Source organism: Rhizobium sp. CIAT894 (assembly GCF_000172795.2).
In the GTDB taxonomy this organism is placed as follows: domain Bacteria; phylum Pseudomonadota; class Alphaproteobacteria; order Rhizobiales; family Rhizobiaceae; genus Rhizobium.
In genome coordinates this window covers 2,500,485-2,525,449 of the sequence record NZ_CP020947.1, presented here as the reverse complement: position 1 = coordinate 2,525,449, position 24,965 = coordinate 2,500,485, and the positions used below count along the sequence as shown (strand labels likewise).

Annotated in this window: 30 protein-coding genes and 1 pseudogene; 19 read left to right on the top strand and 12 right to left on the bottom strand. The window is 61.2% G+C overall.

What is annotated here, in order from left to right:
* Window positions 1-110: 110 nt before the first annotated feature.
* The 4 genes from RHEC894_RS12525 (at window position 111) to RHEC894_RS12510 (ending at window position 4,800) form a co-directional block, all read left to right on the top strand.
* Window positions 111-1,724 carry a glycoside hydrolase family 43 protein gene (locus tag RHEC894_RS12525; RefSeq protein WP_085737503.1) on the top strand — a complete coding sequence of 538 codons (1,614 nt, stop codon included), beginning with the start codon at window positions 111-113 and terminating at the stop codon, window positions 1,722-1,724.
* Between the two features lie 546 nt (window positions 1,725-2,270).
* Entirely contained in the window at window positions 2,271-3,197 is a 927-nt protein-coding gene (locus tag RHEC894_RS12520) for an ABC transporter ATP-binding protein (protein WP_085737502.1), read from the top strand.
* Window positions 3,194-3,955, top strand: a complete 762-nt coding sequence (locus tag RHEC894_RS12515; RefSeq protein ID WP_085737501.1) for an ABC transporter permease — start codon at window positions 3,194-3,196, stop codon at window positions 3,953-3,955. Before RHEC894_RS12520 ends, RHEC894_RS12515 begins: the two co-directional genes overlap by 4 nt.
* Window positions 3,956-4,062: 107 nt before the next feature.
* Window positions 4,063-4,800, top strand: coding sequence for an SDR family oxidoreductase (locus RHEC894_RS12510; protein ID WP_085737500.1), 738 nt, complete (start codon window positions 4,063-4,065; stop codon window positions 4,798-4,800).
* Here the strand turns inward: RHEC894_RS12510 and RHEC894_RS12505 are convergent.
* A complete protein-coding gene (locus tag RHEC894_RS12505) occupies window positions 4,763-5,677 on the bottom strand; it encodes a LysR family transcriptional regulator (protein WP_085738963.1) in 915 nt (304 codons plus the stop codon). The two genes, RHEC894_RS12510 and RHEC894_RS12505, sit on opposite strands and share 38 nt — an antisense overlap.
* Window positions 5,678-5,819: 142 nt before the next feature.
* On the opposite strand from RHEC894_RS12505, the gene RHEC894_RS12500 reads away from it, so the two are divergent.
* On the top strand, window positions 5,820-6,245 hold the full coding sequence (locus tag RHEC894_RS12500; protein ID WP_085737499.1) for a hypothetical protein: 426 nt from the start codon (window positions 5,820-5,822) through the stop codon (window positions 6,243-6,245).
* A gap of 24 nt (window positions 6,246-6,269) precedes the next feature.
* Here the strand turns inward: RHEC894_RS12500 and RHEC894_RS12495 are convergent, their stop codons facing one another.
* From RHEC894_RS12495 to RHEC894_RS12480, 4 genes are all read right to left on the bottom strand, one after another.
* Window positions 6,270-6,707: an EamA family transporter gene (locus RHEC894_RS12495; RefSeq protein ID WP_010069306.1), complete on the bottom strand. Its 438-nt coding sequence runs from the start codon at window positions 6,705-6,707 to the stop codon at window positions 6,270-6,272.
* Between the two features lie 159 nt (window positions 6,708-6,866).
* On the bottom strand, window positions 6,867-7,568 hold the full coding sequence (locus RHEC894_RS12490) for a TIGR02281 family clan AA aspartic protease (protein WP_010069307.1): 702 nt from the start codon (window positions 7,566-7,568) through the stop codon (window positions 6,867-6,869).
* The gene (locus RHEC894_RS12485; RefSeq protein WP_085738962.1) at window positions 7,565-7,783 is read right to left on the bottom strand and encodes a DUF1289 domain-containing protein; all 219 of its coding nucleotides are present in this window, start codon (window positions 7,781-7,783) and stop codon (window positions 7,565-7,567) included. Before RHEC894_RS12485 ends, RHEC894_RS12490 begins: the two co-directional genes overlap by 4 nt.
* A gap of 18 nt (window positions 7,784-7,801) precedes the next feature.
* The gene (locus RHEC894_RS12480) at window positions 7,802-8,584 is read right to left on the bottom strand and encodes an adenosylcobinamide-GDP ribazoletransferase (RefSeq protein WP_085737498.1); all 783 of its coding nucleotides are present in this window, start codon (window positions 8,582-8,584) and stop codon (window positions 7,802-7,804) included.
* Between the two features lie 187 nt (window positions 8,585-8,771).
* Here RHEC894_RS12480 and cobT point away from each other — a divergent pair, with 187 nt between their 5' ends.
* Both cobT and RHEC894_RS12470 read left to right on the top strand, forming a co-directional pair.
* Window positions 8,772-9,788 carry a nicotinate-nucleotide--dimethylbenzimidazole phosphoribosyltransferase gene (cobT, locus tag RHEC894_RS12475; RefSeq protein ID WP_085737497.1) on the top strand — a complete coding sequence of 339 codons (1,017 nt, stop codon included), beginning with the start codon at window positions 8,772-8,774 and terminating at the stop codon, window positions 9,786-9,788.
* Between the two features lie 10 nt (window positions 9,789-9,798).
* Window positions 9,799-10,188 carry a diacylglycerol kinase gene (locus RHEC894_RS12470; protein ID WP_010069055.1) on the top strand — a complete coding sequence of 130 codons (390 nt, stop codon included), beginning with the start codon at window positions 9,799-9,801 and terminating at the stop codon, window positions 10,186-10,188.
* A gap of 35 nt (window positions 10,189-10,223) precedes the next feature.
* Here RHEC894_RS12470 and RHEC894_RS12465 read toward each other — a convergent pair.
* A pseudogene (locus RHEC894_RS12465) lies at window positions 10,224-11,759 on the bottom strand (HAMP domain-containing sensor histidine kinase).
* 106 nt (window positions 11,760-11,865) lie between these two features.
* Here RHEC894_RS12465 and RHEC894_RS12460 point away from each other — a divergent pair.
* From RHEC894_RS12460 to RHEC894_RS12435, 5 genes are all read left to right on the top strand, one after another.
* Complete coding sequence (locus tag RHEC894_RS12460) at window positions 11,866-12,423, top strand: thermonuclease family protein (protein WP_010066851.1); 558 nt, start codon at window positions 11,866-11,868, stop codon at window positions 12,421-12,423.
* Window positions 12,424-12,427: 4 nt separating this feature from the next.
* On the top strand, window positions 12,428-13,060 hold the full coding sequence (locus RHEC894_RS12455) for a uracil-DNA glycosylase family protein (RefSeq protein WP_085737496.1): 633 nt from the start codon (window positions 12,428-12,430) through the stop codon (window positions 13,058-13,060).
* A gap of 70 nt (window positions 13,061-13,130) precedes the next feature.
* Entirely contained in the window at window positions 13,131-13,619 is a 489-nt protein-coding gene (locus tag RHEC894_RS12450; protein WP_004678404.1) for an Lrp/AsnC family transcriptional regulator, read from the top strand.
* Between the two features lie 666 nt (window positions 13,620-14,285).
* Window positions 14,286-15,308 (top strand): porin, encoded by a 1,023-nt coding sequence (locus RHEC894_RS12440; RefSeq protein WP_085737495.1) that lies wholly within the window; start codon window positions 14,286-14,288, stop codon window positions 15,306-15,308.
* A gap of 442 nt (window positions 15,309-15,750) precedes the next feature.
* A complete protein-coding gene (locus RHEC894_RS12435) occupies window positions 15,751-16,647 on the top strand; it encodes a LysR substrate-binding domain-containing protein (RefSeq protein WP_085737494.1) in 897 nt (298 codons plus the stop codon).
* Between the two features lie 28 nt (window positions 16,648-16,675).
* Here the strand turns inward: RHEC894_RS12435 and RHEC894_RS12430 are convergent, their stop codons facing one another.
* Together RHEC894_RS12430 and RHEC894_RS12425 are read right to left on the bottom strand one after the other, a co-directional pair.
* Window positions 16,676-17,359, bottom strand: a complete 684-nt coding sequence (locus RHEC894_RS12430) for a DNA alkylation repair protein (protein WP_085737493.1) — start codon at window positions 17,357-17,359, stop codon at window positions 16,676-16,678.
* Window positions 17,356-18,225, bottom strand: a complete 870-nt coding sequence (locus RHEC894_RS12425) for an NAD(P)-dependent oxidoreductase (protein ID WP_085737492.1) — start codon at window positions 18,223-18,225, stop codon at window positions 17,356-17,358. The genes RHEC894_RS12430 and RHEC894_RS12425 overlap by 4 nt, the downstream gene beginning before the upstream one ends.
* 162 nt (window positions 18,226-18,387) lie before the next feature.
* Here RHEC894_RS12425 and RHEC894_RS12420 point away from each other — a divergent pair, with 162 nt between their 5' ends.
* From RHEC894_RS12420 to RHEC894_RS12390, 7 genes are all read left to right on the top strand, one after another.
* Window positions 18,388-18,759: a hypothetical protein gene (locus tag RHEC894_RS12420; protein ID WP_010067807.1), complete on the top strand. Its 372-nt coding sequence runs from the start codon at window positions 18,388-18,390 to the stop codon at window positions 18,757-18,759.
* Window positions 18,760-19,078: 319 nt separating this feature from the next.
* Entirely contained in the window at window positions 19,079-20,254 is a 1,176-nt protein-coding gene (gene ssuD, locus RHEC894_RS12415) for an FMNH2-dependent alkanesulfonate monooxygenase (protein ID WP_085737491.1), read from the top strand.
* 303 nt (window positions 20,255-20,557) lie between these two features.
* Window positions 20,558-20,881 (top strand): metalloregulator ArsR/SmtB family transcription factor, encoded by a 324-nt coding sequence (locus RHEC894_RS12410; RefSeq protein WP_010066439.1) that lies wholly within the window; start codon window positions 20,558-20,560, stop codon window positions 20,879-20,881.
* Window positions 20,878-21,288, top strand: coding sequence for an SRPBCC domain-containing protein (locus RHEC894_RS12405; protein ID WP_010066440.1), 411 nt, complete (start codon window positions 20,878-20,880; stop codon window positions 21,286-21,288). The genes RHEC894_RS12410 and RHEC894_RS12405 overlap by 4 nt, the downstream gene beginning before the upstream one ends.
* Window positions 21,289-21,330: 42 nt before the next feature.
* Entirely contained in the window at window positions 21,331-21,537 is a 207-nt protein-coding gene (locus tag RHEC894_RS12400; protein ID WP_085737490.1) for a hypothetical protein, read from the top strand.
* 10 nt (window positions 21,538-21,547) lie between these two features.
* Window positions 21,548-22,018: a DUF1801 domain-containing protein gene (locus RHEC894_RS12395; protein WP_085737489.1), complete on the top strand. Its 471-nt coding sequence runs from the start codon at window positions 21,548-21,550 to the stop codon at window positions 22,016-22,018.
* Between the two features lie 35 nt (window positions 22,019-22,053).
* Window positions 22,054-22,497, top strand: a complete 444-nt coding sequence (locus RHEC894_RS12390; RefSeq protein ID WP_010066436.1) for a DUF1801 domain-containing protein — start codon at window positions 22,054-22,056, stop codon at window positions 22,495-22,497.
* A gap of 16 nt (window positions 22,498-22,513) precedes the next feature.
* Here the strand turns inward: RHEC894_RS12390 and RHEC894_RS12385 are convergent, their stop codons facing one another.
* The 4 genes from RHEC894_RS12385 to RHEC894_RS12370 all read right to left on the bottom strand — a co-directional run bounded on the left by RHEC894_RS12385 (window position 22,514) and on the right by RHEC894_RS12370 (window position 24,931).
* The gene (locus tag RHEC894_RS12385; RefSeq protein WP_010066435.1) at window positions 22,514-22,990 is read right to left on the bottom strand and encodes an SRPBCC family protein; all 477 of its coding nucleotides are present in this window, start codon (window positions 22,988-22,990) and stop codon (window positions 22,514-22,516) included.
* On the bottom strand, window positions 22,987-23,328 hold the full coding sequence (locus RHEC894_RS12380) for a metalloregulator ArsR/SmtB family transcription factor (protein WP_085737488.1): 342 nt from the start codon (window positions 23,326-23,328) through the stop codon (window positions 22,987-22,989). Before RHEC894_RS12380 ends, RHEC894_RS12385 begins: the two co-directional genes overlap by 4 nt.
* Window positions 23,325-24,011, bottom strand: a complete 687-nt coding sequence (locus RHEC894_RS12375; RefSeq protein ID WP_085737487.1) for a glutathione S-transferase family protein — start codon at window positions 24,009-24,011, stop codon at window positions 23,325-23,327. The genes RHEC894_RS12380 and RHEC894_RS12375 overlap by 4 nt, the downstream gene beginning before the upstream one ends.
* Before the next feature lie 101 nt (window positions 24,012-24,112).
* Window positions 24,113-24,931 (bottom strand): methyltransferase domain-containing protein, encoded by an 819-nt coding sequence (locus tag RHEC894_RS12370; RefSeq protein WP_085737486.1) that lies wholly within the window; start codon window positions 24,929-24,931, stop codon window positions 24,113-24,115.
* Window positions 24,932-24,965: the final 34 nt, after the last annotated feature.

Genomic DNA, 24,965 nt, shown 5'->3' with positions numbered 1-24,965 from the left:
AGAGGCGGGAGTGCGGCTTGCTCCCTCTTCTCCCCGCTGGGGAGAAGAGGGAGGCGAGGTAACCGCATCCATCCTGACGTACGTACCACAATAATCTGGGGAGCCTGTCCATGATCCGCAATCCCATCCTGCCCGGGTTCAATCCCGATCCCTCAATCTGCCGCGTCGGTGACGATTATTACATCGCCACCTCCACCTTCGAATGGTATCCCGGCGTGCAGATCCACCATTCCAAGGATCTCGTGAACTGGACGCTGGTGCGACGGCCGCTGGAGCGCGCCTCGCAGCTCGACATGCGGGGCAATCCGGATAGCTGCGGCATCTGGGCTCCGTGTCTTTCCTATGCCGATGGCCAGTTTTGGCTCGTCTACACCGACGTCAAGCGTTTCGATGGCAGTTTCAAGGACGCGCCGAACTACATCGTCACCGCGCCCTCGATCGAGGCCGAATGGTCGGATCCCGTCTATGTCAATTCCCCCGGCTTCGATCCCTCGCTCTTCCACGACGACGACGGCCGCAAATGGTTCGTCAACATGCAGTGGAACCACCGCACCGAGAGCTATGGCGGCTCGCCGAAATCACCGGCTTTCGACGGCATCCTGATGCAGGAATGGGACCCGGCAACGAAGGCGCTCAAGGGCCCGATCCGCAATATCTTCGCCGGCAGTCCGCTCGGCCTCGTCGAGGGGCCGCATCTCTTCAAGCGCAACGGCTGGTATTATCTGACGACCGCCGAGGGTGGTACCGGCTACGACCACGCCGTCACCATGGCTCGCTCGCGCCTCATCGAAGGGCCTTATGAGATGCATCCGAACACGCACCTCATCACCTCCAAGGATCATCCTGGTGCGGTGCTGCAGCGGGCGGGGCATGGCCAATATGTCGAAACGCCTGATGGCGAGGCCTATCATACCCATCTCTGCGGCCGGCCGCTGCCGCCGAAGCGGCGCTGTACGCTGGGGCGAGAGACCAGCTTGCAGAAATGCGTCTGGCGCGGTGATGACTGGCTTTATCTCGAAAACGGCACCTCGGTGCCCGATGTCGATGTGCCGGGCCTGTTTGGTGCTGTGCCGGTGGAAAAGCCGATGCGCAGTGAATACAGCTTCGATGGCGCCACATTGCCGGCCGATTTCCAGTGGCTGCGCACGCCCGAACCCGCGCGCATCTTCAACCTGACGGATCGTCCCGGCCATCTGCGTCTGATTGCACGCGAGAGTATCGGTTCCTGGTTCGAGCAGTCGCTGGTCGCCCGCCGACAGGAACATCACAGCTTCCGTGTCGAGACCGTGGTCGAATTCGCGCCCGACACCTATCAGCAGGTCGCCGGGCTGACGCATTATTACAATCGTCACAAGTTCCACGCCGTCGCCGTGACGCTGCATGAAACACTCGGCCGCTGCGTGACGATCCTCTCCTGCAACGGCGACTATCCGAACGGACGCCTCAGCTTCCCCGCCGAAAGCGGCGTCGCCATTGCCGCCGAGGGGCGTGTCCAGCTCGCCATGGAAATTCGCGAGAACGACCTGCAATGTTTCTGGCAGACCGAGGGGAAGGGCGCCTGGCAGCCGATCGGCCCGGTCCTCGACGCCGGTGTGATTTCCGACGAGGGCGGGCGCGGCGAACACGGCTCCTTCACCGGCGCCTTCGCCGGCGTGTTTGCCTTCGACACGTCAGGACGAGGGAAGACGGCGGATTTCGATTGGTTCAATTACGATGAATTGTGAGTTCCGCTCGCCGGTGAGGCGAGCCGTGACCTTTCTCCGGCCTCATCCTGACCGAAGGGGCGTCGAAGGATGAGGCCGGCCCTTCGAGGGGGATGTTCATCCCGACGCTTCCCGCCATAAAAAGAAAAGCCGGCGCAGAGGCCGGCTTAAGACGAACGCGGCTGAACAGGGGATACTGGCCGGTTCCAAGCACTTGGTGACTGACAATAACTTTCATTACATGCGAGGCAGCGGAAAAGGGCGCAACGAGAACGCCGGGAAGACGGCTCCGCAAAGGAATGGGCGGCGGGGCGGATGCCGCTGCATGCCTCGGCTCTCTTATCGGGCATGAATATCACCGGACGATGACATTCCAAGCCGGCCATGACTTTCTTTTCACAGCAAGATCGGCTGCCGCGGCGATATCACTGTGCTGTGACCTCGTAGTCGTTGGTGACGGTGTTGGTGCTGTGTGAATGCAGTGTTCATGTTCCCGAAGGATGTCAAAGCGTCACAGACGAACTATATAGCGGGCCGAAATACCTTCCGAATCCGCAAGAGTCCTGCATGGCCCCCATTATTTCCGTTCAGAACCTCACAAAGACTTATGCCAACGGGTTCGAGGCCCTGAAAGGCATCAATCTCACTGTCGAAAAGGGCGAGATCCTGGCGCTGCTCGGGCCGAACGGCGCGGGCAAGACGACTCTGATCTCGATCATCTGCGGTATCGCCAATCCGAGCGGCGGCCAGGTGCTGGTCGCAGGCCACGACGTCGTCAAGGATTTTCGCGCCACGCGCGGGATGATCGGGCTGGTGCCGCAGGAACTGACCACCGATCAGTTCGAGACGGTGTTCAATACGGTGAGTTTTTCGCGGGGGCTGCACGGCAAGAAGGCCAATCCGGCCCATATCGAGAAGGTGCTGCGCGCGCTTTCGCTCTGGGACAAGAAGGACAACATGCTGCGCCAGCTTTCCGGCGGCATGAAGCGCCGGGTGCTGATCGCCAAGGCGCTGTCGCATGAGCCGGATATTCTTTTCCTCGACGAACCCACAGCCGGAGTCGACGTGACGCTGCGCAAGGACATGTGGAATGTCGTTCAGGAGCTTCGAACCTCGGGCGTCACCATCATCCTGACCACCCACTATATCGAAGAAGCCGAGGAGATCGCCGATCGTGTCGGCGTCATCAATGGCGGGCAATTGCTGCTTGTCGAAGACAAGGCGGCGCTGATGGCCAAGCTCGGCCGCAAGCAACTCATTCTCGATCTCGCCGAACCGCTCGAACGGCTTCCGGATTGTTTTGCCGGCAACGGACTGACGCTGGAAGCGGACGGCAGCCGGCTGACCTACGATTTCGACGCCGACAACGAGCAGGAGAGCATCGCGGCACTCCTGACCCGACTCGGTGAGAACAACATCCATTTCAAGGATCTCTCGACGCGGCAGAGTTCGCTCGAAGACATCTTCGTAGCGCTGGTGGGAGCGGGCAAATGAACGTCGAAGCGATCAAATCCATCTATTTCTTCGAGATGGCCCGCACCCGCCGCACGCTGCTGCAGAGCGTCATCTCACCCGTCATCTCGACATCGCTCTATTTCATCGTCTTCGGTGCCGCGATCGGTTCACGCATCCAGGAGGTGGAGGGGGTCTCCTACGGCGCTTTCATCACGCCCGGCCTGATCATGCTGACGCTGCTCGGCCAGTGCATCAGCAACGGCTCCTTCGGCATCTATTTCCCGAAGTTCACCGGCACGATCTACGAGGTGCTTTCGGCGCCGGTGGCGATGACTGAAATCCTGATCGGTTATGTCGGGGCAGCGGCGACCAAGGGCATGATCATCGGCTTCATCATCCTTCTCACCGCCAATTTCTTTGTCGATGTCAGGATCGAGCATCCCTTCATGATGATCCTGTTCTTTCTGCTGACGGCGATCACCTTCAGCCTGTTCGGGTTCATGATCGGCATCTGGGCCGGCAATTTCGAGCAGCTGAACCTCATTCCCATGCTGGTCGTACCGCCGCTGACCTTCCTCGGCGGCAGCTTCTATTCGGTCAACATGCTGCCGCCGTTCTGGCAGGCGGTCAGCCACCTCAATCCAGTGCTCTATCTCGTCAGCGGCTTCCGCTGGAGCTTCTACGGGATCGCCGACGTCAACCCGGCAATCAGCCTGGCGATGATCACGGTGTTCCTGGCGATCTGCCTGGGAACGCTCGGCTGGATCTTCAAGACCGGTTACCGGCTGCGCAACTGATCGCTCCGAATGCATCATCGGAAAACCCGATAATGCAATCGATTTCTTCCGTTTTTCTTCCGCCTCGGTTCGCGGCATCTGCTCTCCCAGCCCAAAGGAGAAGTGAGATGACTGCTATCGGGATCGAAGATGCGAAGGTGATAATCGTCGGCGGCAGCTCCGGCATGGGGCAGGCGCTTGCCAGGCGCCTTCTCGATGAGGGGATGTCGGTAATGATTGCGGGACGCAGCCGGGACAGGCTCGCGATGGCGCACCAACAACTGGGCGGGCATCCGAAGCTTGCGACATATGTCGTCGATATATCGCGGGAGGAGGAAGTCGCGGCGCTGTTTCGAGAGAGCGGACCGGTCGACCATATCGTCAGCACGGCCGCCGATATCAAAGGGGCCTACCAGCCGCTGCCGTCGATCGAGCTTGCGGCAGCGCGACGGGTGGTCGAGAGCAAGTTTTACGGGCCGCTGCTGCTGGCGAAATATGGTGCGGCCCGTCTGCCGCCGTCAGGATCGATCACCTTTACCTCGGGTGTCGCGGCTTATCGGCCGGCAGCGCGCGGATCAGTGGTCGCAGCCGTCAATGCGGCGCTCGAGGGCCTGGTCAGAGCGCTTGCCGTCGAACTGGCGCCGATCCGCGTCAATGCCATATCGCCGGGATGGGTCGATACACCGATCTGGAGCTTGGTCGCCGGAGACGCCAAGCAGGCGACGCTGGAGGCGATGGCGCAGCGCCTGCCGGCAGGGCGTGTCGGTCAGCCGGAGGATATTGCCGACGCGATCCGTTTCCTGATCGGCAATGGCTTCACGACCGGCACTATCCTGCATGTCGAAGGCGGGCATCGGCTGGTCTGACCGGCGAGAGTTCGTCGCTTGCCGATTGTAGCAGGAGGGTGAGCGCCGGCGGCTGCACGCGCCTGCGCCGCCACATCATCACCAGCGCTGCCGCGGGTGGTTCGCCTGGCCATGGCAGCTCGACAATATCGCGGCGCGCCCCGACCACGAGACGAGGGACCAGCCCGTAACCTGCGCCAGAGGCGACAAGGCGGACGATTGTCGCGATGCTGTCGACTTCCGTGACAATAGGCGGCGCAGCTACACCAGCCGCGCCAAAGGCGGTGTCGAACAGGTGGCGGTAAACGCAGCCGGCTTCGGTGGCGATGAAGGGCGCAGTGCTCAATGCCGCGAGACTTTCGGGTGGAAGGGCGCGCGCATTGCCGCCGGCGATCAGCACCAGTGGCTCGCTAGAGACCTGGCGCATGGCGAAACGCTGGTCCTGCTCCCCACGATCGAAGGTGAAGGCGACATCGAGCGAGCCCGCCTGCAATTGCGCAAGCAATTCGCCGCTGCCGCCGATCTTCAGCTTCAGGCCAAGGCCCGGGTTCTGCTTGCCAAAGAGCGACAGCCAGGGCGCCAGCCTTTCGGCGGCGATGGTTTCAAGCGTGCCCACGCTGATGGAGTGTTGGGCGTTGCCGGCGGCGGCACGGACGGCGCTTTTTGCCTCGTCGTTCAGCGTCAGGATTTCTTCCGCATAGGTCTTCAGCGCCGCACCCGCCGCTGTCGGGACGACACCCTGCCGAGAGCGCAGGAAAAGCTCTACGCCGAGCTCTTCCTCCAACGCCTGGATTTGGTCGCTGAGGCTCGACTGGGCGAGATTAACCTCGGCAGCGGCGCGCGTGAGATTTCCGTGTCGGGTCACCGCAAGGAACGTCTTCAATTGTCGCGGGTTCATGTCGAGCTCCGGCATTGCGTGGGAACAGGATATCAACAAAGCTAATCCAGCGGCAATGCAGCAACGTTCAGTGCTGAAGAGGCGCCGCAATTTCACCATGAACCTTGCCCAGGGATGACATCATCAGTCATGGGGCAATGGGATGATCGGCAGCCGTGTACTTGGGCATTTCGCGGTGGCCTTGCACCTTTACTCCGTCCCGCAGGAAAGCTTGCCGCAGGAAGCTGTCCGTCCGATCAAGGTTACCTATGCCGTGGTGGTCGATGGAAAAGAGCCCGTCTCTGCTGAGGTATCATGCTTTCCTGACACTGCCTGCCAACTCACCGGCTATAACGATGCTAACGTCGCTCTGGCGATCACCGTGTATTCGGGTTCGGGCGCGGATGGTGAATTGAGCATCTCTTGCTGGACCAATCCCTGTTCCTTCAAGAATTCGCGATCGCGGATCAATTTCTCCGGCAGGCGAGTGACGGTCGACATCTTTTCCGGCGAGGCTGACGTTGGTTTCGCGATTCCGCTGGTGATAAGGCAACGGCCGAGAATTGGCGAAATCCTCATCTCTTATTGATTGCCTCATTGCCAGGGCTTCCTCTCAGGCACTGCTGACTAACAGAGCGCCTGAGAGGATGAGCAGGGTGCCGGCGGCAAGCTTCATCAGATTGACCTCGGAGGCTTCGCCGAGAAACACAGCGCCGACTGCCAGCGTCACCAGTACGTTACAGCTCCAGATCGGGGCCAGTTTGGAGACCGGGACGCCATAGGCGAAAAGCGCGAAGCTGATCAGGCCGGTGCCGAGAGCGAAGCAGGCGCCTGCGGTGGCGGCAAAACCAATACCTTCGGCCGTCCAGGGGGCGGGGCGCCAGATCAGTGCGACGATCAGGCCGGCCAGTGCACAGGCGACGCCGAAGGCGATCAGATAGACGGCGGAGCCGGTGGCAGCCGTGGCGCTCTGCTTCTGAAAGATGGCGGTGATGCCCCAGAAGAGCGCCGGCAAAACGCCGCCGATGATGATCGGCCAGAGTGAATTCATCGCGAAACTCCTGTCGCACCCGGGATCAAGGCCTCACCGAAGGCGAAACCCGGTCGAACATGCGGTGCCACCAGACTAGGAGTTTCTTGTTGCTCTTTGTGGTCTTGTTGTTGCGTTTGAAGGTGACAGATCCGAATGCCCGCGTAAAGCTGCGCCGGTTCAATTCCGCATGCGGAGTTCGTCGGTTTGCATCTGCAGCGAGCCCAGCGTTTCCAGGAAGCTCATGCCGAGCAGGCTCTGGTCGAGCCGGCCGTCCTCGGCGACGCTGGCTGCGACATTGTTGCGGACGATCGGGCCGATCGCCACCTGGTCGAGCGTGACGGGCGCTGCGCGGCCGCGGCCGTTGGCGGTCATGACGGTCATGGAATAGGTGAGCCGGGAGAGGTCGATGCCGATCCGCTCGGCATCTTCGTGGGACAGCGCCACCATGCTGGCGCCGGTATCGACGAGCATCTCGATCGTCTGGCCGTTGACGGCGACATCGGCTTCGAAATGGCCGTTCAGCAGCTTGTGCAGGATGATCTCCTGGCCGCCTTCGCTTGTGGTGACGACGACGGCGCGGCCGGGAACGAGGCCGGCGAGCAGCCGGTTGCCGACGCCGAGCGCTTCCTGGCGATAGAGATAGACAGTCACGAGCGCCAGGATGATCACCAGCCAGATCATCATTTGGCGCATCGTTTCACCGACGCTGCTCCGGCGCGCCCAGATGCCGGCCGACAGCATCAGCGCGATCGGCAGCAGATAGACGACGCGAACGAAGTCATCGCTTTGCAGGCCGAGGATTCGGCTGCTGTCATTGTTGACGATCAGCAGCGCAAGGCCGATGCCGATTACGACGAGGAAGACGGTCAAACGGATCATAAAGGCCGCTCCGGCCCGCTGGCGAGGCTTGTTTCGATGTGGTTCGATAGCGCGGCGACGGCTGCAAGCCTTGCTGGCAGCAACACCATGATCCGGCTCCGCTCGGTGTCGGAGTAGCTCACCCAGCTGCCGATTTCCTGAAGAGTCCGGCCGCATCCGGCGCAAAATCCGGTGGCTGAATCCAGCGAGCAGACGTGAATGCAGGGTGTTTGCATGAAGGACATATCGGAGTTTCAAAGAGCCGTGGCAAGGGCGCAAAGCGCGGCGATTTCGCAAATTTGCTGCGTCGCGCCCAGCGTGTCGCCGGTGTGGCCGGCAAGCTTGCGGCGGATGAAGGCGGTAAAGGCAAGTGCGGCGATGCCGGCGGCAAGCAGGCTGGCGACCAGCGGCCGCAGACCGAAGGCCGGCCAGATCAGAAGCGCCGCCAAGAGGCCGGCCGAGGCGAGGGCAAATTGCATCGCCGCTTCATCCGGCTGGCCGGTCGAGGCGGCGACGCCATCGGCCTTGGCCGGCGGCAGCCACTGCCAGTGCCAGGCGATGGCGCCGCGGCTGAGCGCGGCGACGGCGGGAATGGCAAGGGCCGACGTGAGCGGCGAGGCGTGGCCGGCAATGGCGGCAAGTGCTGCCGCTCGGATCGCGAAGGAGAGGATCAGCGCTATCGCGCCGTAAGTGCCGATCCGGCTGTCCTTCATGATCTCGAGGCTCTGCTCGCGGCTCTTGCCGCCGCCGATGCCGTCGGCCGTATCGGCCAGGCCATCCTCGTGCAGTGCGCCGGTGACGACGACCTGGATGGAAAGCGCGATCAGGGCCGCCATCGGCGGATCGGCGCGCAGCCCCAAAAGCAGAAGCAGGGCGAGTGCGGGGACGAGGCCGATGACGATGCCGGCGAAGGGAAAGGCGCGCACCAGCCGGCCGAGCCTGCCGTCATAGGTCTTGAACAGTGACTGCGGCATGGGAATGCGGCTGAGGAAGGCGACGGCGCGGGCGGTATCGACCGCAAGGTCCTTGATCTTCATTCTGCTTCGTTCTGCCAGAGGTTTCGGCTTGTGGTCTCGGCTTATGGTCGCGGCGGTGCTTTTGGAGTTGTTCGCCTCGTCCGCCCGCTTTAAGAGAGTTGCCATCCGCAAAGAAGCTGATTTGCTCGATGCAAACAAGTGGTTTGCGTGAAAACAAGAATACCGGATTCATAGGAAAACCGCACAGATGAGCGTTTCAGGCCTGCCGTTCGACGATTTCCGTACCCTGCTCCGTGACCTGCCGGGGCCGGATGCCCGCGCGCTGGTGACCGCGCGCGAACGCGACGCGCAACTGACCAAGCCGCCGGGCGCGCTTGGAAGGCTCGAGGAAATCGCCTTCTGGCTTGCTGCCTGGACGGGCCGCGCCCCCGCCGTCAACCGGCCGCTGGTGGCAATCTTTGCCGGCAATCACGGCGTCACCAGGCAGGGCATCACGCCCTTTCCGCCCGCGGTGACGCAGCAGATGGTCGAGAATTTTGCGGCCGGCGGTGCGGCGATCAACCAGATCTGCGTTGCCTATGATCTCGGGCTGAAAGTCTTCGATCTGGCGCTTGAATATCCCACAGGCGACATCACCGAGGAGGCTGCGCTTTCCGAGCGCGATTGCGCTGCCACCATGGCCTTCGGCATGGAGGCGATTGCCGGTGGCACCGACCTGCTCTGCATCGGCGAAATGGGTATCGGCAATACGACGATTGCCGCTGCGATCAACTACGCGCTCTACGGCGGTTCGGCGCGCGACTGGGTTGGACCCGGCACTGGTTCGGAAGGCGAGATGCTGGAGCGCAAGATCGCGGCGGTGGAAAAGGCGGTGGCGCTGCACAGCGATCATCTCGACGATCCCCTCGAGATCATGCGGCGGCTCGGAGGCCGCGAGATCGCGGCCATGGCCGGCGCCATCCTTGCCGCCCGCATGGAGCGCATCCCGGTGCTGATCGACGGTTATGTCGCGACGGCCGCTGCGGCTATCCTGAAGGCCGCCAATCCATCCGCGCTCGACCATTGCCTGATCGGACATGTTTCCGGCGAGCCCGGACATCTGCGCGCGATCGAGATGCTCGGCAAGACGCCGCTTCTGGCGCTCGGTATGCGGCTCGGCGAAGGCACGGGGGCTGCTCTTGCCGCCGGCATCGTCAAGGCGGCGGCCGCCTGCCATTCCGGCATGGCGACTTTCGCCCAGGCGGGTGTGGCCAACAAGCATTAGGGGATGGATCTTGACGAAGCCCGCGGTGACGAAGCAGACCGGATTTCGGCATTTCATCGCCGCGGCGAGCTATTCCTGGGCGGGTTTCCTGCGCGTGCTGAAAGAGGCGGCCTTCCGTCAGGAGCTCGGCTTCTTCGTCGTTTCGATGGCGACGCTGGCGCTGGTGGGGGCGAGCGCGGGTGAAATCGTCGTCGCAGTGCTGCTGTTTCTCGGGCTGTTTTCGATGGAGGCGATGAATACCGCCGTCGAAGAGGTGATCGACCGGATTTCACCGGAGATTTCGATCGTCGGCAAACATGCCAAGGATCTCGGCTCCTTTGCAGTGACCTGCATGATCGCTGCCTGCTGCCTCTATCTCGGCTTCGTTCTCGGCAAGCACCTGTTTTTCAGCCCCGCCTGATTTAGACTGGATCGGCCGAAACCACGCGGGCTGAATCAGGCAAAGCTCCGGCGCTTGCGAGCGACGGCATGAGCTTCTTCGACGGCTGGCAGGCTCTGCAGAACGCGCTTGGCGGGCAGGATGGCGATAACCTCGGTGCCTTCGCGCAGCTTCGATTTCAACAAGAACTGCCCGTCATGCTTGGCAAGGATCGCCTGGACGATCGGCAGGCCGAGGCCGGTGCCCTGTTCAGCGCTCTTGATGGCGATCGAGCCCTGACCGAAGGCCGAGAGCACGATGGGGATCTCTTCTTCCGGAATGCCGGGACCGTTGTCCTTGATCGAAATGTATTGTCCGCCGCCGGCCGTCCAGCCGACCTTGACGTGGATTTCGCCGCCTTGCGGCGTGAACTTGACGGCATTGGAGAGAAGGTTGAGCACCACCTGGCGCATTGACTTCTCGTCTGCCCAGATGGCCGGCAGCTGCCTCTCGAATTGATCCGAAATGGCGATGTTCTTGGCGCGGGCGCGCAACTGGACCATGCCGATGCAATCTTAGGTGATATCGAGAAGCGAGATCGCCTCCTCGCTCAGCTCGTATTTGCCGGCCTCGATGCGGGAAAGGTCGAGGATCTCGTTGATGAGATCGAGTAGATGCTGGCCTGAGCGGTGGATATCGCCGGCATATTCCTTGTAGGTCGGATTGGCGAGCGGCCCCATGACTTCCGCCGACATCACTTCGGAGAAACCGAGAATGGCGTTGAGCGGGGTTCTGAGCTCGTGCGACATGGAGGCGAGAAAGCGGGATTTGGCGAGGTTTGCCTCCTCGGCGCGGCGGCGGGCCTCGTCCGACATCGATTTCGCCACCTCGAGCTCGGCGATCAGATCATCCTTCTCCGACTGGTAGGAAAGGATCTTGAGGTTCGACTTGAAGAGCCGGTCGCTGATATAATTGAAGAAGACGACGGTGGTGGTGAAGGCGCCCGTCAGGCTGATTTCGAGCAGGTCGCGCGACAGGCCGCTCTTGGCGGCGAGTGCCAGAATCGCCGGCGCGAAGGCGACGAGCACGGCAGGCGTCAGCATGAAGTTCGACATCGCCGTGACGGAGAGAGCGATCAACAGGGTCGCACCCTTATAGAGGATGAAGCTCGACGGCTCGCAGCTATCGCAGCCCTGCAGCGCGAAGATGGCCCAGCAGCAGCCGAGCAGGAACTGGCCGAGCAGCAGAAGGCGGCGCCATTTGCGGGCGTTCTCGGAGGTGATTTCCTGCCGACGTGCACGCCGCGCTAGCAGGATATTGCCGGCGTGACAGGTGAGCGTCAGCAGCGCCCAGAAAAGCAATTGCGTGTTTTGAGTGAAATAGACGCCGAGGGCGGTGATGATGACGACGAAGAGCGGCATGATCGTCGCGCCCTGCAGCATCGACGTCACATACATCTTGAGCACGTCGCGGTCGAAGGAGGAATTGGACGCATGGCCGGACTGAAGACGTTCGCGCGTCTGCCGCACGGCCTTGGAAACGGCCTTGTTGCGGTGACTGCGCGACCTGTCGACGATAATCTTGTCGGTCGATGTGCTTACGCCGGTACTCATGTGCACGTTGAAACTTCATCCCAGGGTGGATAAGAGCTTAACCGGCAATTCTTAAGAAGATGTTTGCCATCTTTGCCAAGGATTTGTTTTTTAAGGAGGCGAAAGCGTGACACGGGGCCTGCGCCTGATTCGCGACGGCGTGATCGCTTTTGCCCTGCTGGCGCTCCTGGCGCTGATTGCCGCCAAGCTCAACGACGCAGCGAGAATCGAGCGTGCTGGCGCTTTTCATGCTGCCGACGGCGACAGTTTGATATTGGGAGACGAACGTTTGCGCCTCGAAGGCATCGATGCACCGGAGCTCCACCAGAGCTGCGAACGGGCGGGGAAGACCTGGGCTTGCGGGCGCGCGGCGCGCGAGGCGCTGCAGAGCATGGTCCTGGCATCGGGAACGCTTTGCCAGGGCAGCCGGCGCGACCGGTACGACAGGCTGCTTGTCGTCTGCCGAAGCGAGGCGGGTGGTGACATCAATGCCGCCATGGTGCGCCGGGGCATGGCCATCTCCTATGGCGGCTATGGCAAGGAGGAGGCCGAGGCGAGGGCCGCGAAGGCGGGCCTTTGGGCCGGGGCTTTCGAGCGGCCGCGTGATGTGCGCGATCACGCGCGCCACAAATCCAGCTTCGACGGCCCCCTGCGTTTCATCCGGCAAATCGCCGGGTGGGAGTAAAGACATGACCGACGAAGCCACCCTGGAGATGCTGAGGAGCGAAATCGCCTCCTGCCGCATCTGTCGGGATATGCCGGGCAAAGGCCCTGAATATCGGCTGCCGCACGAGCCGCGGCCGGTGGTGGTGATCTCCTCGAAGGCACGCATCCTGATCGCCGGACAGGCGCCGGGGCTCAGGGTGCATGAGAGCGGCCTGCCGTTTGACGATGCCTCGGGCGACCGGTTGCGGTCCTGGCTCGGCGTCGACAGGGCAAGCTTCTACGACCGCGACCGATTCGCCATCGTGCCGATGGGGTTCTGCTTTCCCGGCTACGACGACAAGGGCGCAGATCTGCCGCCGCGCCGCGAATGCGCGCCATTCTGGCGGCAGAGGGTGATTTCGGCGATGCCGCAGATCGAACTGGTGCTGGTCATCGGTCAATATGCGCAGGCCTGGCATATGGTTGACGAAAAGCAGAGCAATATGACCGAGACCGTGCGGGCATGGCGCGACAGCCTGCTGTCCGGCCGGTTGCCGGCGGTACTGCCGCTGCCGCATCCCAGCTGGCGCAACAGCGGTTGGCTCAAGCGTAATCCCTGGTTTGAGGGCGAACTTCTCCCGGTCTTGCGCGGGCGGACGAAAATACTGCTTTCCTGAAACAAAATTCTTTTCGTTGTGCGGAATCGCGTTATACAAAGAAAAATAATTCGAAAGGACTGTTGTGCGCATGGACCGCCTCGACCGCAAAATACTGCGTCTGCTGCAAGAAGATTCGACCCTTGCCGTGGCCGATCTCGCCAAGAAAGTCGGGCTTTCGACGACGCCGTGCTGGCGGCGCATCCAGAAGATGGAGGAAGACGGCGTCATCAAGCGGCGAGTCGCCATCCTTGATCCCGAGAAGGTCAACACCAAAGTCACGGTCTTCGTGTCGATTCGCACTGCCACACATTCGATCGAATGGCTGCGACGCTTTTCCGAGGTGGTTGCCGAATTCCCCGAAGTGGTCGAATTCTACCGGATGAGCGGGGATGTCGACTATCTCCTGCGAGTCGTCGTGCCCGATATCGCCGCCTATGACGCTTTCTACAAGCGCATGATCGCCAAGATCGAGATTCGTGACGTTTCTTCCGCCTTTGCGATGGAGCAGATCAAGTATTCGACGCAGCTGCCGCTCGACTACATGATTCTGGAGAATGCCAAATCCAACGAGGATTGAAGGCAGCGTGCGGCCTGCTGCCGCACGCCACAATTGCGCGAGGATTGAGCTGCCCGAAGGCAATCCGGCCACATTTGAACGATCTGGGAAGCGCAGGGTGAGGCAGAATATGGTCGCGACTGTAGAAAAGCCCTGGAAATAGCGAAAAAACGCTCAAATCGTGCCAAACTCTCAAAAATAAATAGCCTGGTAACGAATATAAGGCTATGCTTATCAACGACCGGTGAGTGGTGCGTCATCATTTTGTCTCATTGGTATCGAATTCAGGACACCATGTTCTAAACTGCTGCCTTGTATGTGTTGATTAGCCGGCGGTAGAGTTTATGCGCTTCACCTTTATGTTCGACGGGAGTCGAACGGTGAAGAATTTGACGAACTGTGTATAGCGTTTGCGGCTTGCGATGGATGATTTCCGTCGCAGGGCCGCTCGTGCTGTTTTCCGTCTAAATAATTGAAATTGTTGTATAAAAATCACGGCTACGGGGAAAGTGGCTTCGGTAGGCCCATCTCACGTGTATCGAGAATTGCTTGATAACGCAGCGTGTGGGATGACGGTTTGGCGGTTCGATCGATCCGCACGCCGAGATGGCTGTTCAAACTGGGCCGGCTTCAAATCGACTACCCGATTGGAAGCCAGCCCCGATCGACAAAGGAATGGATTGGTAAATGAACATCAGAATGGTTTTGCTTGCATCAGCAGCAGCATTTGCTGCATCGACGCCGGTTCTTGCAGCTGACGCTATTGTTGCTGCTGAGCCGGAACCGGTTGAATATGTTCGCGTCTGCGACGCTTACGGCACCGGCTACTTCTACATCCCGGGCACCGAAACCTGCCTCAAGATCGAAGGCTACATCCGTTTCCAGGTTAACGTTGGCGAAGACGTCGGCGGCGATTCGGACTGGGATGCAGTTACCCGCGGTCAGGTTCAGTTCACGGCCAAGAGCGACACCGAGTATGGTCCGCTGACCGGCGTCATCGTCATGCAGTTCAATGCTGACAACGCCACCGATCAGGACGCCGTTCTCGATTCCGCTTACCTCGACGTCGCGGGCTTCCGCGCCGGTCTCTTCTACAGCTGGTGGGACGATGGCCTCTCCGGCGAAACCGACGACATCGGCTCGGTCGTAACGCTGCACAACTCCATCCGTTATCAGTATGAAAGCGGCACCTTCTACGCCGGCCTCAGCGTCGACGAACTGGAAGATGGCGTTTACAAGACTGGCGAAGAAGCCAACAACGTTGGCGTTGCCTTCGGCGTTGGTGGCACTGCCGGCGCATTCAGCTACCAGGTTACCGGTGGCTGGGACTTCGACAACGAAGATGGCGCAATCCGCGCAATGGGTACAGTTGACATCGGCCCCGGCACGCTCGGCCTCGCTGGCGTCTACTCTTCCGGCCCGAACTCCTATTACTCGTCGGCTGAATGGGCTATCGCTGCCGAATACGCTATCAAGGCAACCGACAAGCTGAAGATCACCCCGGCCGTTCAGTACTACGGCAACTACTTCGGCGGTGGCAAGGCCGTTCCGGACGACTACGATGGTCTCGGCGATGCTTGGAAGGTTGGTCTGACGGTTGATTACCAGATCGTCGACAACTTCTACGCCAAGGCCTCGGTTCAGTACCTCGATCCGGATGATGGCGACGACTCCACGACGGGCTACTTCCGTCTGCAGCGTTCGTTCTAATCTACTTAGTGGATGCCCCCGGTTTTCGGGCCGGGGGCACTTCAAATCAGTTTCTGATCCGAGTGACCTCCGATCAGCTACGGGGACGGGTCCGGTCTTCCCTGCCGGACCGTCCTTGCAGCGTTTTTGACGCCCAGTCTTCAAGCTAGTCTTTCGACAGAGTTTTCAGGTCGTGCAAGCGGCTCATTGCTTGCGCATGTCGGCTTTTTGGCGACCTCGTTTCTCGATGAACTCCCTCTTCAATTTTCAGCCGCGCTGGATTGATCGATAGCACCATCGTGCAGGCGGGCGCTGTTGGCCGCTTCTCCGCCGGCTGGCGTTGCCGCAACAGGTCGCGAAAAGAAATTCCAATGCCGACAATGTGATTACCTCTTTTTGGAAGAGAAGATACAACCTTTGCAGGGGGCTGGCATTCATTCCTTTACTCGGACAGCTTGTTCTTATGGACGATCTCAACGATTACTATTATTTCGCCGCTGTTGTCTCCAGCGGCGGTTTTGCTTCCGCAAGTCGCGATCTCAAGATACCGCGTTCGAAGTTGAGCAGGCGGGTCAGCCGGCTTGAGGATGGGCTTGGCGCAAGGCTCATAGAACGCTCGACACGTCACTTCCGGGTGACGGAGATCGGCCAGGCTTTTTACGAAAGATGCCAGACCATTCTGCAGGAGGCCGACCGCGCCAAGTCGATCGTCAGCGAGGCCCAGTCCGATCCGCAGGGCGTGGTGCGAATGGGGTGCCCGCTCGGCCTCGTCGATATTTCGGTCGGCGGCATTCTGCCTGAATTCCTGGAGCGTTATCCGAAGATCAAGCTGCAGATCATCGGCTCCGACCGGCGCGCCGATCTCATCAATGAACGGATCGATCTTGAGGTGAGGGCGACCAACGAGCCGGAGACGCAGACGAGTCTGACGATGCGCAAGCTCGACCGGGCGCGGCGCATCCTCGTTGCAAGTCCCTCGCTCATCGAGCGCACCGGTGGCCTCAATTGCGTGGACGAACTCGCCGAGTTGCCGACGCTGGCAATGACCTCATGGGTGTCGTTCCATAGCTGGGAACTGCTCGGCCCGAATGATACCAGGCGGGTGATTCGGCATCAGCCGAGGCTCACCTGCCGCAGTATGACCGCCATCCTCGACGCGGCTCGTGCCGGCCTCGGCTTTGGCCTTCTGCTCGAAAGCGCCTGCGAGACGGATCTCCAGGCCGGCAGGCTGGTGCGGGTGCTGCCGGAATGGCAATCGGAGGAGAGCCAATTCTATATCGTCTTCACGACCGCCAAGGGCATGCCGCCGGCGGTCCGGGTGCTGATCGATTTCCTGGTCGAAAAATCCAGACATCATTGACGAAGAGGCGAGGGCTTCGGCATTCGCTCTATCTCAGCCGTGCCAGCAGCTTTTCGCCGGTCAGCTCCCTGGCGGCATCCTTGCCGATCCAGCGGGTGGTTTTGTCGGGGCTTTCCGCCAGGACTCCCGCGAGTGCGAGCGCCGGCGCATGGCAGGCGAGATTACGCTTGCCGATACTGCGGAGTGCCCAATTGACCGCCTTGCGCACGAAGTTTCGAGGGTCGGCGGAATAGGCTTCGATCAGCGGCATCCAGGCAAGGATGGTGGCATCAGGCTCCTTCTTCCGATGAACGGCGGCACCGGCAATCATGGCGAAGGCAGTGCGCCTGACAAATTCGCGCTCATCGGCGGCGAATTCCAACACGAGCTCGTCGAGCCGGGCCTCGACGAAGAGATCGGCGGCGCAGTCGACGATCTCCCAGGAGTCGAAATCATCGGCCCAATTTCGCGCATTGTCCGCCGTCAGTTGCTTCGGCTCGGCTGTAAAGAGAGCGAGCAGACGGGCCTCGCGGATGTCGCTACGCCAGAGCTGCATAGCCCTGGCGTGATCCTTCTTCGCTTGCCTGGCGACCGCTTTGACATCGGGATTGGGGATGCCGAGGGCCCGGTTCGTGACAATGCCGAAGCGGGCCATGCCGGCGATATTTTCCTCCGAACGAAGCGTTTCGAGATATGCGATCAGTTCGGCTGCGTCGGAGGCTGACGTGATCATTTTTCGAGGCGCGCGAGCAGCGAGGACGTGTCCCAGCGATTGCCGCCCATCGCCTGGACGTCGCCGTAGAACTGGTCGACGACGGCGGTGACCGGCAGCTTGGCGCCGTTGCGGCGGGCTTCGGTGAGCACGATGCCGAGATCCTTGCGCATCCAGTCGACCGCGAAGCCGAAATCATATTTACCGGCGTTCATTGTCTTGTGGCGGTTTTCCATCTGCCAGGAGCCGGCGGCCCCCTTGGAAATCACCTCGACGACCTTTTCGATATCGAGACCGGCACGCTTGCCGAAATGCAGCCCTTCGGCAAGCCCCTGCACGAGGCCGGCGATGCAGATCTGGTTGACCATCTTGGTCAGTTGGCCTGAGCCTGCCGGCCCCATCAGACCGACCATGCGGGCGTAGGCGTCGATGACGGGCCTGGCGCGTTCGAAGACGGCCTCGTCACCGCCGCACATGACGGTCAGGACGCCGTTTTCGGCGCCGGCCTGGCCACCCGAGACCGGAGCGTCGATGAAGTCGACGCCTTTCTCCTTTGCCGCAGCATAAAGTTCGCGGGCGACCTCGGCGCTGGCGGTCGTGTTATCGATCAGCACCGAACCCGGCTTCATGCGGTGCAGGGCGCCGTCCTTGCCCGATGTCACCGATCGGAGATCTTCGTCATTGCCGACGCAGACAAAGACGAAGTCGGCTCCGGCTGCTGCCTCCGCCGGGGTCGGGGCGGACTTGCCAGAGAATTTCTCGGCCCAGGCGGCGGCTTTTTCGGCCGTCCGATTGTAGACGGTGACATCGTGGCCGCCCTTCGTCTTCAGATGACCGGCCATGGGAAATCCCATGACGCCGAGACCGATGAATGCGACTTTAGCCATATGTCCTATCCTTATCCCGAGTGCGAGGCTTCGAGGATTAACCGAAACGGCGAGAGCAGAAAAGCCGTGAAGACCGACTTCGTTCCGATTGACGCATCGAAGCTGGCCGTCAATCGCTCGAACCCTAGATTGAGGAGAAACCACAATGTTTCCGGGGGAGACATGGACGAAGTTCCCGTGATCAAGGCGCGGCGCAGAGGCCGCAGCGGAATGCAGGCGATGCTCATTCCATCGCAGCAGATGGTCGTAGAGCAGATCCGGTCGGCGCCGAAAGGTGTTTCCACCGAGGTCGGCGTCCTTCGCCGCCGTCTCGCTGCCCACTATGGGGCGGATGCCTGTTGCCCGGTGACCGTGCAGCGGCATTTGCGCGCGATTGCCGAAATGTCCTTCGATGCGCTGGAAAAGGGCGAGCCGGTTTCGACGGTTACGCCCTATTGGCGCATGGTGGATCCCGCGAGCCTGCTTGCGACGCGCCTTGCAGGCGGCCCCGGCTTTATCCGGGAGCGGCTGGCCGTCGAACGTCGGGAGGTGTGACGGCAGGCGCTTGCCGACGAGCGCCCGAACGGGGAAAAATATTCCTCGAAGCGGATGACAATGGAAAATTGATATTGTCGATATAATTCATAGTCTATGTCAATATCCTGACGATCGAAGGCGACTCTCGAGGACCCGGCCAGCCGCCATCGATCGACAGGATATTGCAGATGTTCACGCGCAGACAGAGCCCCGGCATTCCTCCCGACGCCGCCCCGCGATCCTCCCAAACATGCGCGCGGGGCGGTGGCAGGCCCGTGCGAAGGCCGGCTTAGCCGCGCGAGCTGAATTTTGAATTTCGCAGCAAAGGACCGTTTCCATGACCGCCCCATCCGATCCCATCAATTTCCTCTGGTTCATCCCGACGTCGGGCGATGGCACCTATCTCGGTTCCGCCGATCTCAACCGCGCGCCCGAGATCGGCTATCTCACGCAGATCGCCCAGGCGGTCGATCGGCTCGGTTATTCCGGCGTGCTGCTGCCGACCGGGGTGGCCTGCGAGGAATCCTTCGTGACGGCAGCGGCGCTTGCCGCCAAGACCGAGAAACTGCAGTTCCTGGTGGCGATCCGCCCCGGCACCGCCTCACCCGCTTACTACGCTCGCCTTGCGACGACGCTCGACCGCATTTCCAACGGCCGTCTGCTGCTTAACATCGTCGTCGGCGGCAGCCCGGCGGAGCTTGCCGGCGACGGCATTCATCTCGAGCATGACGAGCGTTATGCCCATGCCGAGGAGTTCTTTACCGTGTTCGAGGAACTGCTGGACAAGGGTACGGCGAGCTTCGACGGCAAATACATCAGGGCGACCAATGCGCGCCTCGGCTTTCCCTCGGTGCAGAACCCGCGTCCGCCGCTTTATTTCGGCGGCTCGTCGGATGCCGGCATCGATTTCTCCGTCGGCCGCGTCGACAAGTACCTGACCTGGGGCGAACCGCCGGCGCAGGTGGCCGAGAAGGTCGCCAAGGTGCGCAAGGCCGCCGCCGAGCGTGGCCGCGAGGTGAGCTTCGGTATCCGCCTGCACTTCATCGTGCGCGAAACCGATGAGGAGGCATGGGAGGCGGCCGAGCGGCTGATCCGCCATCTCGACGACGATACGATCCGCGAGGCGCAGGAGCGTTTCGTCCACGAATCCGACTCGGTCGGCCAGAAGCGCATGGCAGCCCTTCATGGCGGCCGCCGTGACAAGCTCGAGGTTTCGCCGAACCTGTGGGCCGGCGTCGGCCTGGTGCGCGCCGGCGCAGGCACGGCACTGGTCGGCTCGCCCAAGACGGTGGCTGCGCGTCTGCGCGAATATCAGGAGATCGGCATCGATACGGTGATCGGTTCGGGCTATCCGCACCTGGAAGAAGCCTATCGCGTCGCCGAGCTGCTCTTCCCCGAGCTCGGCATCACCCGCGAGCAACAGCGCCTGGCCTTCAACAATGAGTTCGGCCGCAAGCAGATCTTTGCAGGCGGCAGCCATGGCGGCAACCTGAAAGTCGTCTCCGGTTCCTGAACCAGAACAAAGACGCCGAGCTTGATATCGCCGGAAGCCGTTTACGGCTTTCGGCATTTTGTTGCTAAGGCAAGGCCTCGGCAGCCTGAGGGCCGTCTTCCGGATGCGATCCCGCGTGATCTGGAAAAAATTGATGTATAGCCGATAGACTATGCGTTATTGGCAAATGATCTTCTCGAACCCGCATGTTCTCTATGCCCGACATGCTTGCTGCGCCTTCTTATGTCAATTTTTTTGTCGCTTGACTAACCCATGCCTTCGCAGCTATAGGTTAATCCATAGCTAGCAAGGTATGGATTTCAAATGCCCAATGCTCCGGACGTGCTGTTCAGGACACTTGCCGATACCACCCGGCGGGCGCTCTTCGAGCGGCTGTGCCGAGAAGGCGAGAAGACAGTCGGCGCACTGACCGCCCGGGCCGGGGTCTCGCAGCCGGTCGTCTCAAAGCATCTTGGCATTCTCAAGCAAGCCGGATTGGTGCGCGACCGCCACGAAGGTCGCCAGACGCATTATAGCGCGCAGCTCGGCGCGCTTGCTCCGCTCGTCGATTGGACGAGCGAGATGGCCGGCTTCTGGCAAAACCGCTTCAACGATCTCGAAGATTTGCTGAAAAGGATGGATCAATGACCGACATATCGACAGAAACGCGCTCCGTCGTCATCGAACGGGAATTTCCTTTTCCCTCGGAAAAGATCTGGCGGGCGCTCACCCAGCCCCACCTGATCCAGGAATGGCTGATGAAGAGCGACTTCAAGCCGGTCGCAGACCATCGCTTCCGGTTCAATGCCGAATGGGGTTCGGTCGACTGTAAGGTTCTGGAGGTCGAGGCGAACAAGACGCTGTCCTATACTTGGGATGCCTACGGTCTCGAAAGCACCGTCACCTGGACTCTCACTCCGACCAGCACGGGTACGCACCTGCGCATGGAGCAGGCGGGTTTCCGGCCGGATCAGCGGCAGGCTTACGGCGGCGCCAGGAGCGGGTGGATGCAGTTCCTTGCAAATCTGGAGCAGGTGCTGGCGCGGATGGGGTGACGCCGCCCGTCGCCTCGGCTGATGTAAACGGGGGAGGCCCTATTGAGCTGGAGCAACTGGTTGCGGCAGATCCCCCGCTTGCTGTCCGTTGCCTTTACCGTGGCGGTCATTCTCAATATTATCGCCATGGTACAGGAGAAATCGACCGTCTGGGGCGGCTTCTTGGCACTGCTGGCGCTTGGCCTGCTATTGCTGACCGGTCTTTACCTCTTCCTGCTGCCCTATGCCGGCAGATGGCGTGGGAGATAGGAGTGACGCAATGGCGGGTAAGACGTCCACGACCCAAGTGACGCTCACCGAGAAGACCGCCGCCAAGCCGGCCGCTGCAGAGCCGACCCTTCTTTCGGGCGGCAATCCGCAGATCGCCAAGGGTTATGGCGAAGCTCCGGTGCAGGCCTATATCGCCGCGATGCCGGGTTGGAAAAGCGACGTCGGGCGCCACCTCGATGCACTGATCACGCGTACCGTGCCCAATGTGCATAAGGCAGTCAAATGGAACTCGCCCTTCTACGGCATCGAAGGGCAGGGCTGGTTCCTCGGCATTCATTGCTTTACGAAATACGTCAAGGTGGCATTCTTCCGGGGTGCGTCGCTGCAGCCTCTGCCGCCCGGCCATTCCAAGCAGAAGGAAGTTCGTTACCTCGACATCCGCGAGGACGACGAAATCGATGAGGCCCAGCTCGCCGCCTGGGTGGAGCAGGCGAGCCGATTGCCCGGCGAACGGATGTGATAACCATAACCCTCGAATGACGGGCGGGAGGAACCATGAAGAAAGCGACAGCAGCCATGAAGAAGAGCGATTCCGGGGAAGCAGAGGGGAGAGCCTCCCCATCTCAGCTAATCGATGCGAGGATCGAGGAACTCGGCGATTGGCGCGGCGAAGTACTCGCCCGGGTTCGGGCGCTCATCAAGCAGGCCGAGCCCGAGGTGGTCGAGGAATGGAAGTGGCGAGGGGTTCCGGTGTGGGAGCGTTCCGGCATCATCTGCACCGGCGAGACCTATAAGAGCGCGGTGAAGCTGACCTTCGCCAAGGGCGCCTCATTGCAGGATCCTTCAGGTCTCTTCAATTCCAGCCTCGACGGTAACACGAGGCGCGCCATCGATTTCCATGAGGGCGACGAGATCGACGAGGAGGCGCTGAAGGTGCTCTTTCGCGCCGCCGCAGCATTGAATGTGTCAGCAAAGGCTGCCGCCTCCCGGAAGAAATAAAGCGGCTGAGATTCGGCTAATGGATCGGGCTCGCCTCGCGCTCGAGAAAGAGTTCGAGATTGTCGAGGCCGATCTCGGTGCCCTGGAGGCGGGCGCCGTTGTCGGCGTAGCCGTCGAGAAAGACCACCTGCTCGGTGAAGACCATCCTGGTGCCGTCGGCTTGGACTTCGAAGGCGACGGTGGCGAGCGAGGCGGAGATACGGGTTTCGCCGAGCTTCATCTCATAGGCATAGATGATGCGCGTATCCGGCACGATATCGATGTAATGCGCGTCATAGGCGTGCAGAAGCCCATCGGTGTCTGCGACGTGGTTCCTTTCCGTGCCGCCCGGTCTGAAATCGAGCCCGTATTCCAGCGGCACCCATTCGCCGTGGCAGGCGAACCACTGGCGCTTGGCCTTCGGCGTCGACCAGGCGCGGAAGACGCGGGAGACCGGTGCATTCAGATGGCGCTCGATGACGAGGGTGGCGTGTTCGGCGGATCGTATCGTCATTCGGAAAAGGTCTCCGGTTCTTCGGCGAGATATTGATCCAGCCTGTCGAAGCTGGCGGTCCAGCCGCTCTTTCGCTGTTCTACCCAACGCTCGACGGCGGCAAGCGCATCCTGCTGCAGGCGGTAGGTTCGCACCCGGCCGGATTTTTCGGAGAGTACGAGGCCGCTTTCCTCCAGCACCTGCAGATGTTTCATCACCGTCGGCAGGGCGACCGCAAGCGGCGCGGCCAGCTCGGTGACGGACGCCGGGCCGCGGCCGAGGCGGTCGATCATGCCGCGGCGACTGCGGTCGGAAAGCGCATGGAACATGCGGTCGAGATCCGCCTGGCTTTCGATCATCCCGCCGCATCCCGGAAGCGGGCCGGCAGCCTGTCGTGATAAGGGTAGAACTTGAAGTAGGGGCGGGCCTCTTCCAGCGCTCTTGCAAAGGACGGGCGAGCCAGCAGCCGATCATAATAGGCGCGAAGCTTCGGCTGGTCCTGCGAGAACGGCACTAGCGTCTCGGCATAGAACAGGGCGGGGGCGGCGGCGCAATCGGCCATGGTGAAGGCTTCCCCCGTTATCCATCGCTTGTCGGCGAGCTGCTTTTCGATCATCGCATAGGCGGTGGCGAGTGTCGTCCTGGCGGCTGCCATCTCGATCGCATCGGCCGTGCCCTCGGGGCGTCGGCGATTGCTGACGAGCGTCTGCATCGGTGCTTGGACATAGTGGTCGAAGAAACGGTCCCACAGCCGGACCTGCAGCGCACGGTCGATCTCCAGCGGCAGCAGGCGAACGGGACCGGGATAGTAGTGATCGAGATATTCAATGATGATCGACGTTTCGGGAATGGTGCTGTCGCGCGCTTCGTCCCTCAGCAGCGGCATCTTGCCGATCGGCCAGAAGCGGAAAAGATCGGCGCGCGACGTCTCATCGGAAAGATCGACGAGACGATTGTCGAAGGGCGTGCCGTTTTCGTAAAGCGCGATCAGCACTTTGTGGCAGAAGGAGGCGAGCGGATGTCCATAGAAAACGAGCGACATGCGGCGACTTCCTGTCGTTGCTGTAAACTTTACCGATCGACTAAGTATCAGGTCGGAAGAAATTGCGCAACAGATACTTCGCCGATCGCGCAACTATTCCGTCAGCCAAGATATTTGGCGATCACCAGATGGCCGGGAGTCGGCTGGCCGTCTTCCATGCGCACGTTGATATCGGTTATTTCGACGAGTTCGAAACCGGTGGCTGTCAGCCGTTCTCTCACATAGGCATCGGCATGAGCGAAGCGCTGGTGCGGGCCGACCATGTAGGCGCGGCCGGCGAGGGTCTCCTCCGGCAGGGTTTCCGACGAGAAGACGAACAGGCCGCCTGGCGCCATGTTCTCGGCGGCGCCGAAGAACAGCGGTTCGAGCGCGCCGAGATAGGGCAGCACGTCGGTGGCGGTGATGATGTCGAAGGCTTCCTCGTCATTGTCGTCGAGGAAATCCTCGACCTCGGCGACGAAGAGCGTCTCGTAGATATCTTTCTCATGGGCGATCTCGACCATATTCTCCGATAGATCGATGCCGGTCATGTCCTCGCAGAGGTCGCGCAGGGCGCCACCGGTCAGGCCGGTACCGCAACCGAGATCGAGCAGACGCTTGAACGGCCCGAGCTTCAGGGCCTGCAGACGCTGGCGCACCAGCATCGGCACGTGATAACCGAGTTGCTCGACGAGCACGTCTTCGAAAACCTCGGCATGCTGGTCGAACAAGGTCTCGACATAGGCGTCGGGCGCCTTGACCGGTGTTTCGCCGCGCCCCATCGCGGCGATGCGCACGGCCGCGCCACCGTGATCGTCGGGGTCGATTGCCAGGACTTCCTCATAGGCTGCCACGGCCGCGTCGACATCGCCGGCCTTTTCCAGCGCCAGCGCGCGGTTGTAGGCTTCGCCGAGGGCTTCTTCGTCGATCTTCTTTGCCATCGCAATTCACCGTCTCTGTGTTTTCAGGAATGGC

What these genes read in the sequence shown, in the direction of transcription:
- RHEC894_RS12450 (WP_004678404.1), top strand. Translation starts at nt 13,131, where the DNA reads ATGGACCGCCTCGACCGCAAAATACTGCGTCTGCTGCAAGAAGATTCG.
- RHEC894_RS12505 (WP_085738963.1), bottom strand. Translation starts at nt 5,677, where the DNA reads ATGAACCCGCGACAATTGAAGACGTTCCTTGCGGTGACCCGACACGGA.
- RHEC894_RS12510 (WP_085737500.1), top strand. Translation starts at nt 4,063, where the DNA reads ATGACTGCTATCGGGATCGAAGATGCGAAGGTGATAATCGTCGGCGGC.
- RHEC894_RS12525 (WP_085737503.1), top strand. Translation starts at nt 111, where the DNA reads ATGATCCGCAATCCCATCCTGCCCGGGTTCAATCCCGATCCCTCAATC.
- RHEC894_RS12370 (WP_085737486.1), bottom strand. Translation starts at nt 24,931, where the DNA reads ATGGCAAAGAAGATCGACGAAGAAGCCCTCGGCGAAGCCTACAACCGC.
- RHEC894_RS12380 (WP_085737488.1), bottom strand. Translation starts at nt 23,328, where the DNA reads ATGATCGAAAGCCAGGCGGATCTCGACCGCATGTTCCATGCGCTTTCC.
- RHEC894_RS12405 (WP_010066440.1), top strand. Translation starts at nt 20,878, where the DNA reads ATGACCGACATATCGACAGAAACGCGCTCCGTCGTCATCGAACGGGAA.
- RHEC894_RS12420 (WP_010067807.1), top strand. Translation starts at nt 18,388, where the DNA reads ATGGACGAAGTTCCCGTGATCAAGGCGCGGCGCAGAGGCCGCAGCGGA.
- RHEC894_RS12485 (WP_085738962.1), bottom strand. Translation starts at nt 7,783, where the DNA reads ATGCAAACACCCTGCATTCACGTCTGCTCGCTGGATTCAGCCACCGGA.
- RHEC894_RS12440 (WP_085737495.1), top strand. Translation starts at nt 14,286, where the DNA reads ATGAACATCAGAATGGTTTTGCTTGCATCAGCAGCAGCATTTGCTGCA.
- cobT (WP_085737497.1), top strand. Translation starts at nt 8,772, where the DNA reads ATGAGCGTTTCAGGCCTGCCGTTCGACGATTTCCGTACCCTGCTCCGT.
- RHEC894_RS12500 (WP_085737499.1), top strand. Translation starts at nt 5,820, where the DNA reads ATGATCGGCAGCCGTGTACTTGGGCATTTCGCGGTGGCCTTGCACCTT.
- RHEC894_RS12385 (WP_010066435.1), bottom strand. Translation starts at nt 22,990, where the DNA reads ATGACGATACGATCCGCCGAACACGCCACCCTCGTCATCGAGCGCCAT.
- RHEC894_RS12455 (WP_085737496.1), top strand. Translation starts at nt 12,428, where the DNA reads ATGACCGACGAAGCCACCCTGGAGATGCTGAGGAGCGAAATCGCCTCC.
- RHEC894_RS12520 (WP_085737502.1), top strand. Translation starts at nt 2,271, where the DNA reads ATGGCCCCCATTATTTCCGTTCAGAACCTCACAAAGACTTATGCCAAC.
- RHEC894_RS12515 (WP_085737501.1), top strand. Translation starts at nt 3,194, where the DNA reads ATGAACGTCGAAGCGATCAAATCCATCTATTTCTTCGAGATGGCCCGC.
- RHEC894_RS12395 (WP_085737489.1), top strand. Translation starts at nt 21,548, where the DNA reads ATGGCGGGTAAGACGTCCACGACCCAAGTGACGCTCACCGAGAAGACC.
- RHEC894_RS12490 (WP_010069307.1), bottom strand. Translation starts at nt 7,568, where the DNA reads ATGATCCGTTTGACCGTCTTCCTCGTCGTAATCGGCATCGGCCTTGCG.
- RHEC894_RS12425 (WP_085737492.1), bottom strand. Translation starts at nt 18,225, where the DNA reads ATGGCTAAAGTCGCATTCATCGGTCTCGGCGTCATGGGATTTCCCATG.
- RHEC894_RS12435 (WP_085737494.1), top strand. Translation starts at nt 15,751, where the DNA reads ATGGACGATCTCAACGATTACTATTATTTCGCCGCTGTTGTCTCCAGC.
- ssuD (WP_085737491.1), top strand. Translation starts at nt 19,079, where the DNA reads ATGACCGCCCCATCCGATCCCATCAATTTCCTCTGGTTCATCCCGACG.
- RHEC894_RS12495 (WP_010069306.1), bottom strand. Translation starts at nt 6,707, where the DNA reads ATGAATTCACTCTGGCCGATCATCATCGGCGGCGTTTTGCCGGCGCTC.
- RHEC894_RS12375 (WP_085737487.1), bottom strand. Translation starts at nt 24,011, where the DNA reads ATGTCGCTCGTTTTCTATGGACATCCGCTCGCCTCCTTCTGCCACAAA.
- RHEC894_RS12430 (WP_085737493.1), bottom strand. Translation starts at nt 17,359, where the DNA reads ATGATCACGTCAGCCTCCGACGCAGCCGAACTGATCGCATATCTCGAA.
- RHEC894_RS12390 (WP_010066436.1), top strand. Translation starts at nt 22,054, where the DNA reads ATGAAGAAAGCGACAGCAGCCATGAAGAAGAGCGATTCCGGGGAAGCA.
- RHEC894_RS12410 (WP_010066439.1), top strand. Translation starts at nt 20,558, where the DNA reads ATGCCCAATGCTCCGGACGTGCTGTTCAGGACACTTGCCGATACCACC.
- RHEC894_RS12480 (WP_085737498.1), bottom strand. Translation starts at nt 8,584, where the DNA reads ATGAAGATCAAGGACCTTGCGGTCGATACCGCCCGCGCCGTCGCCTTC.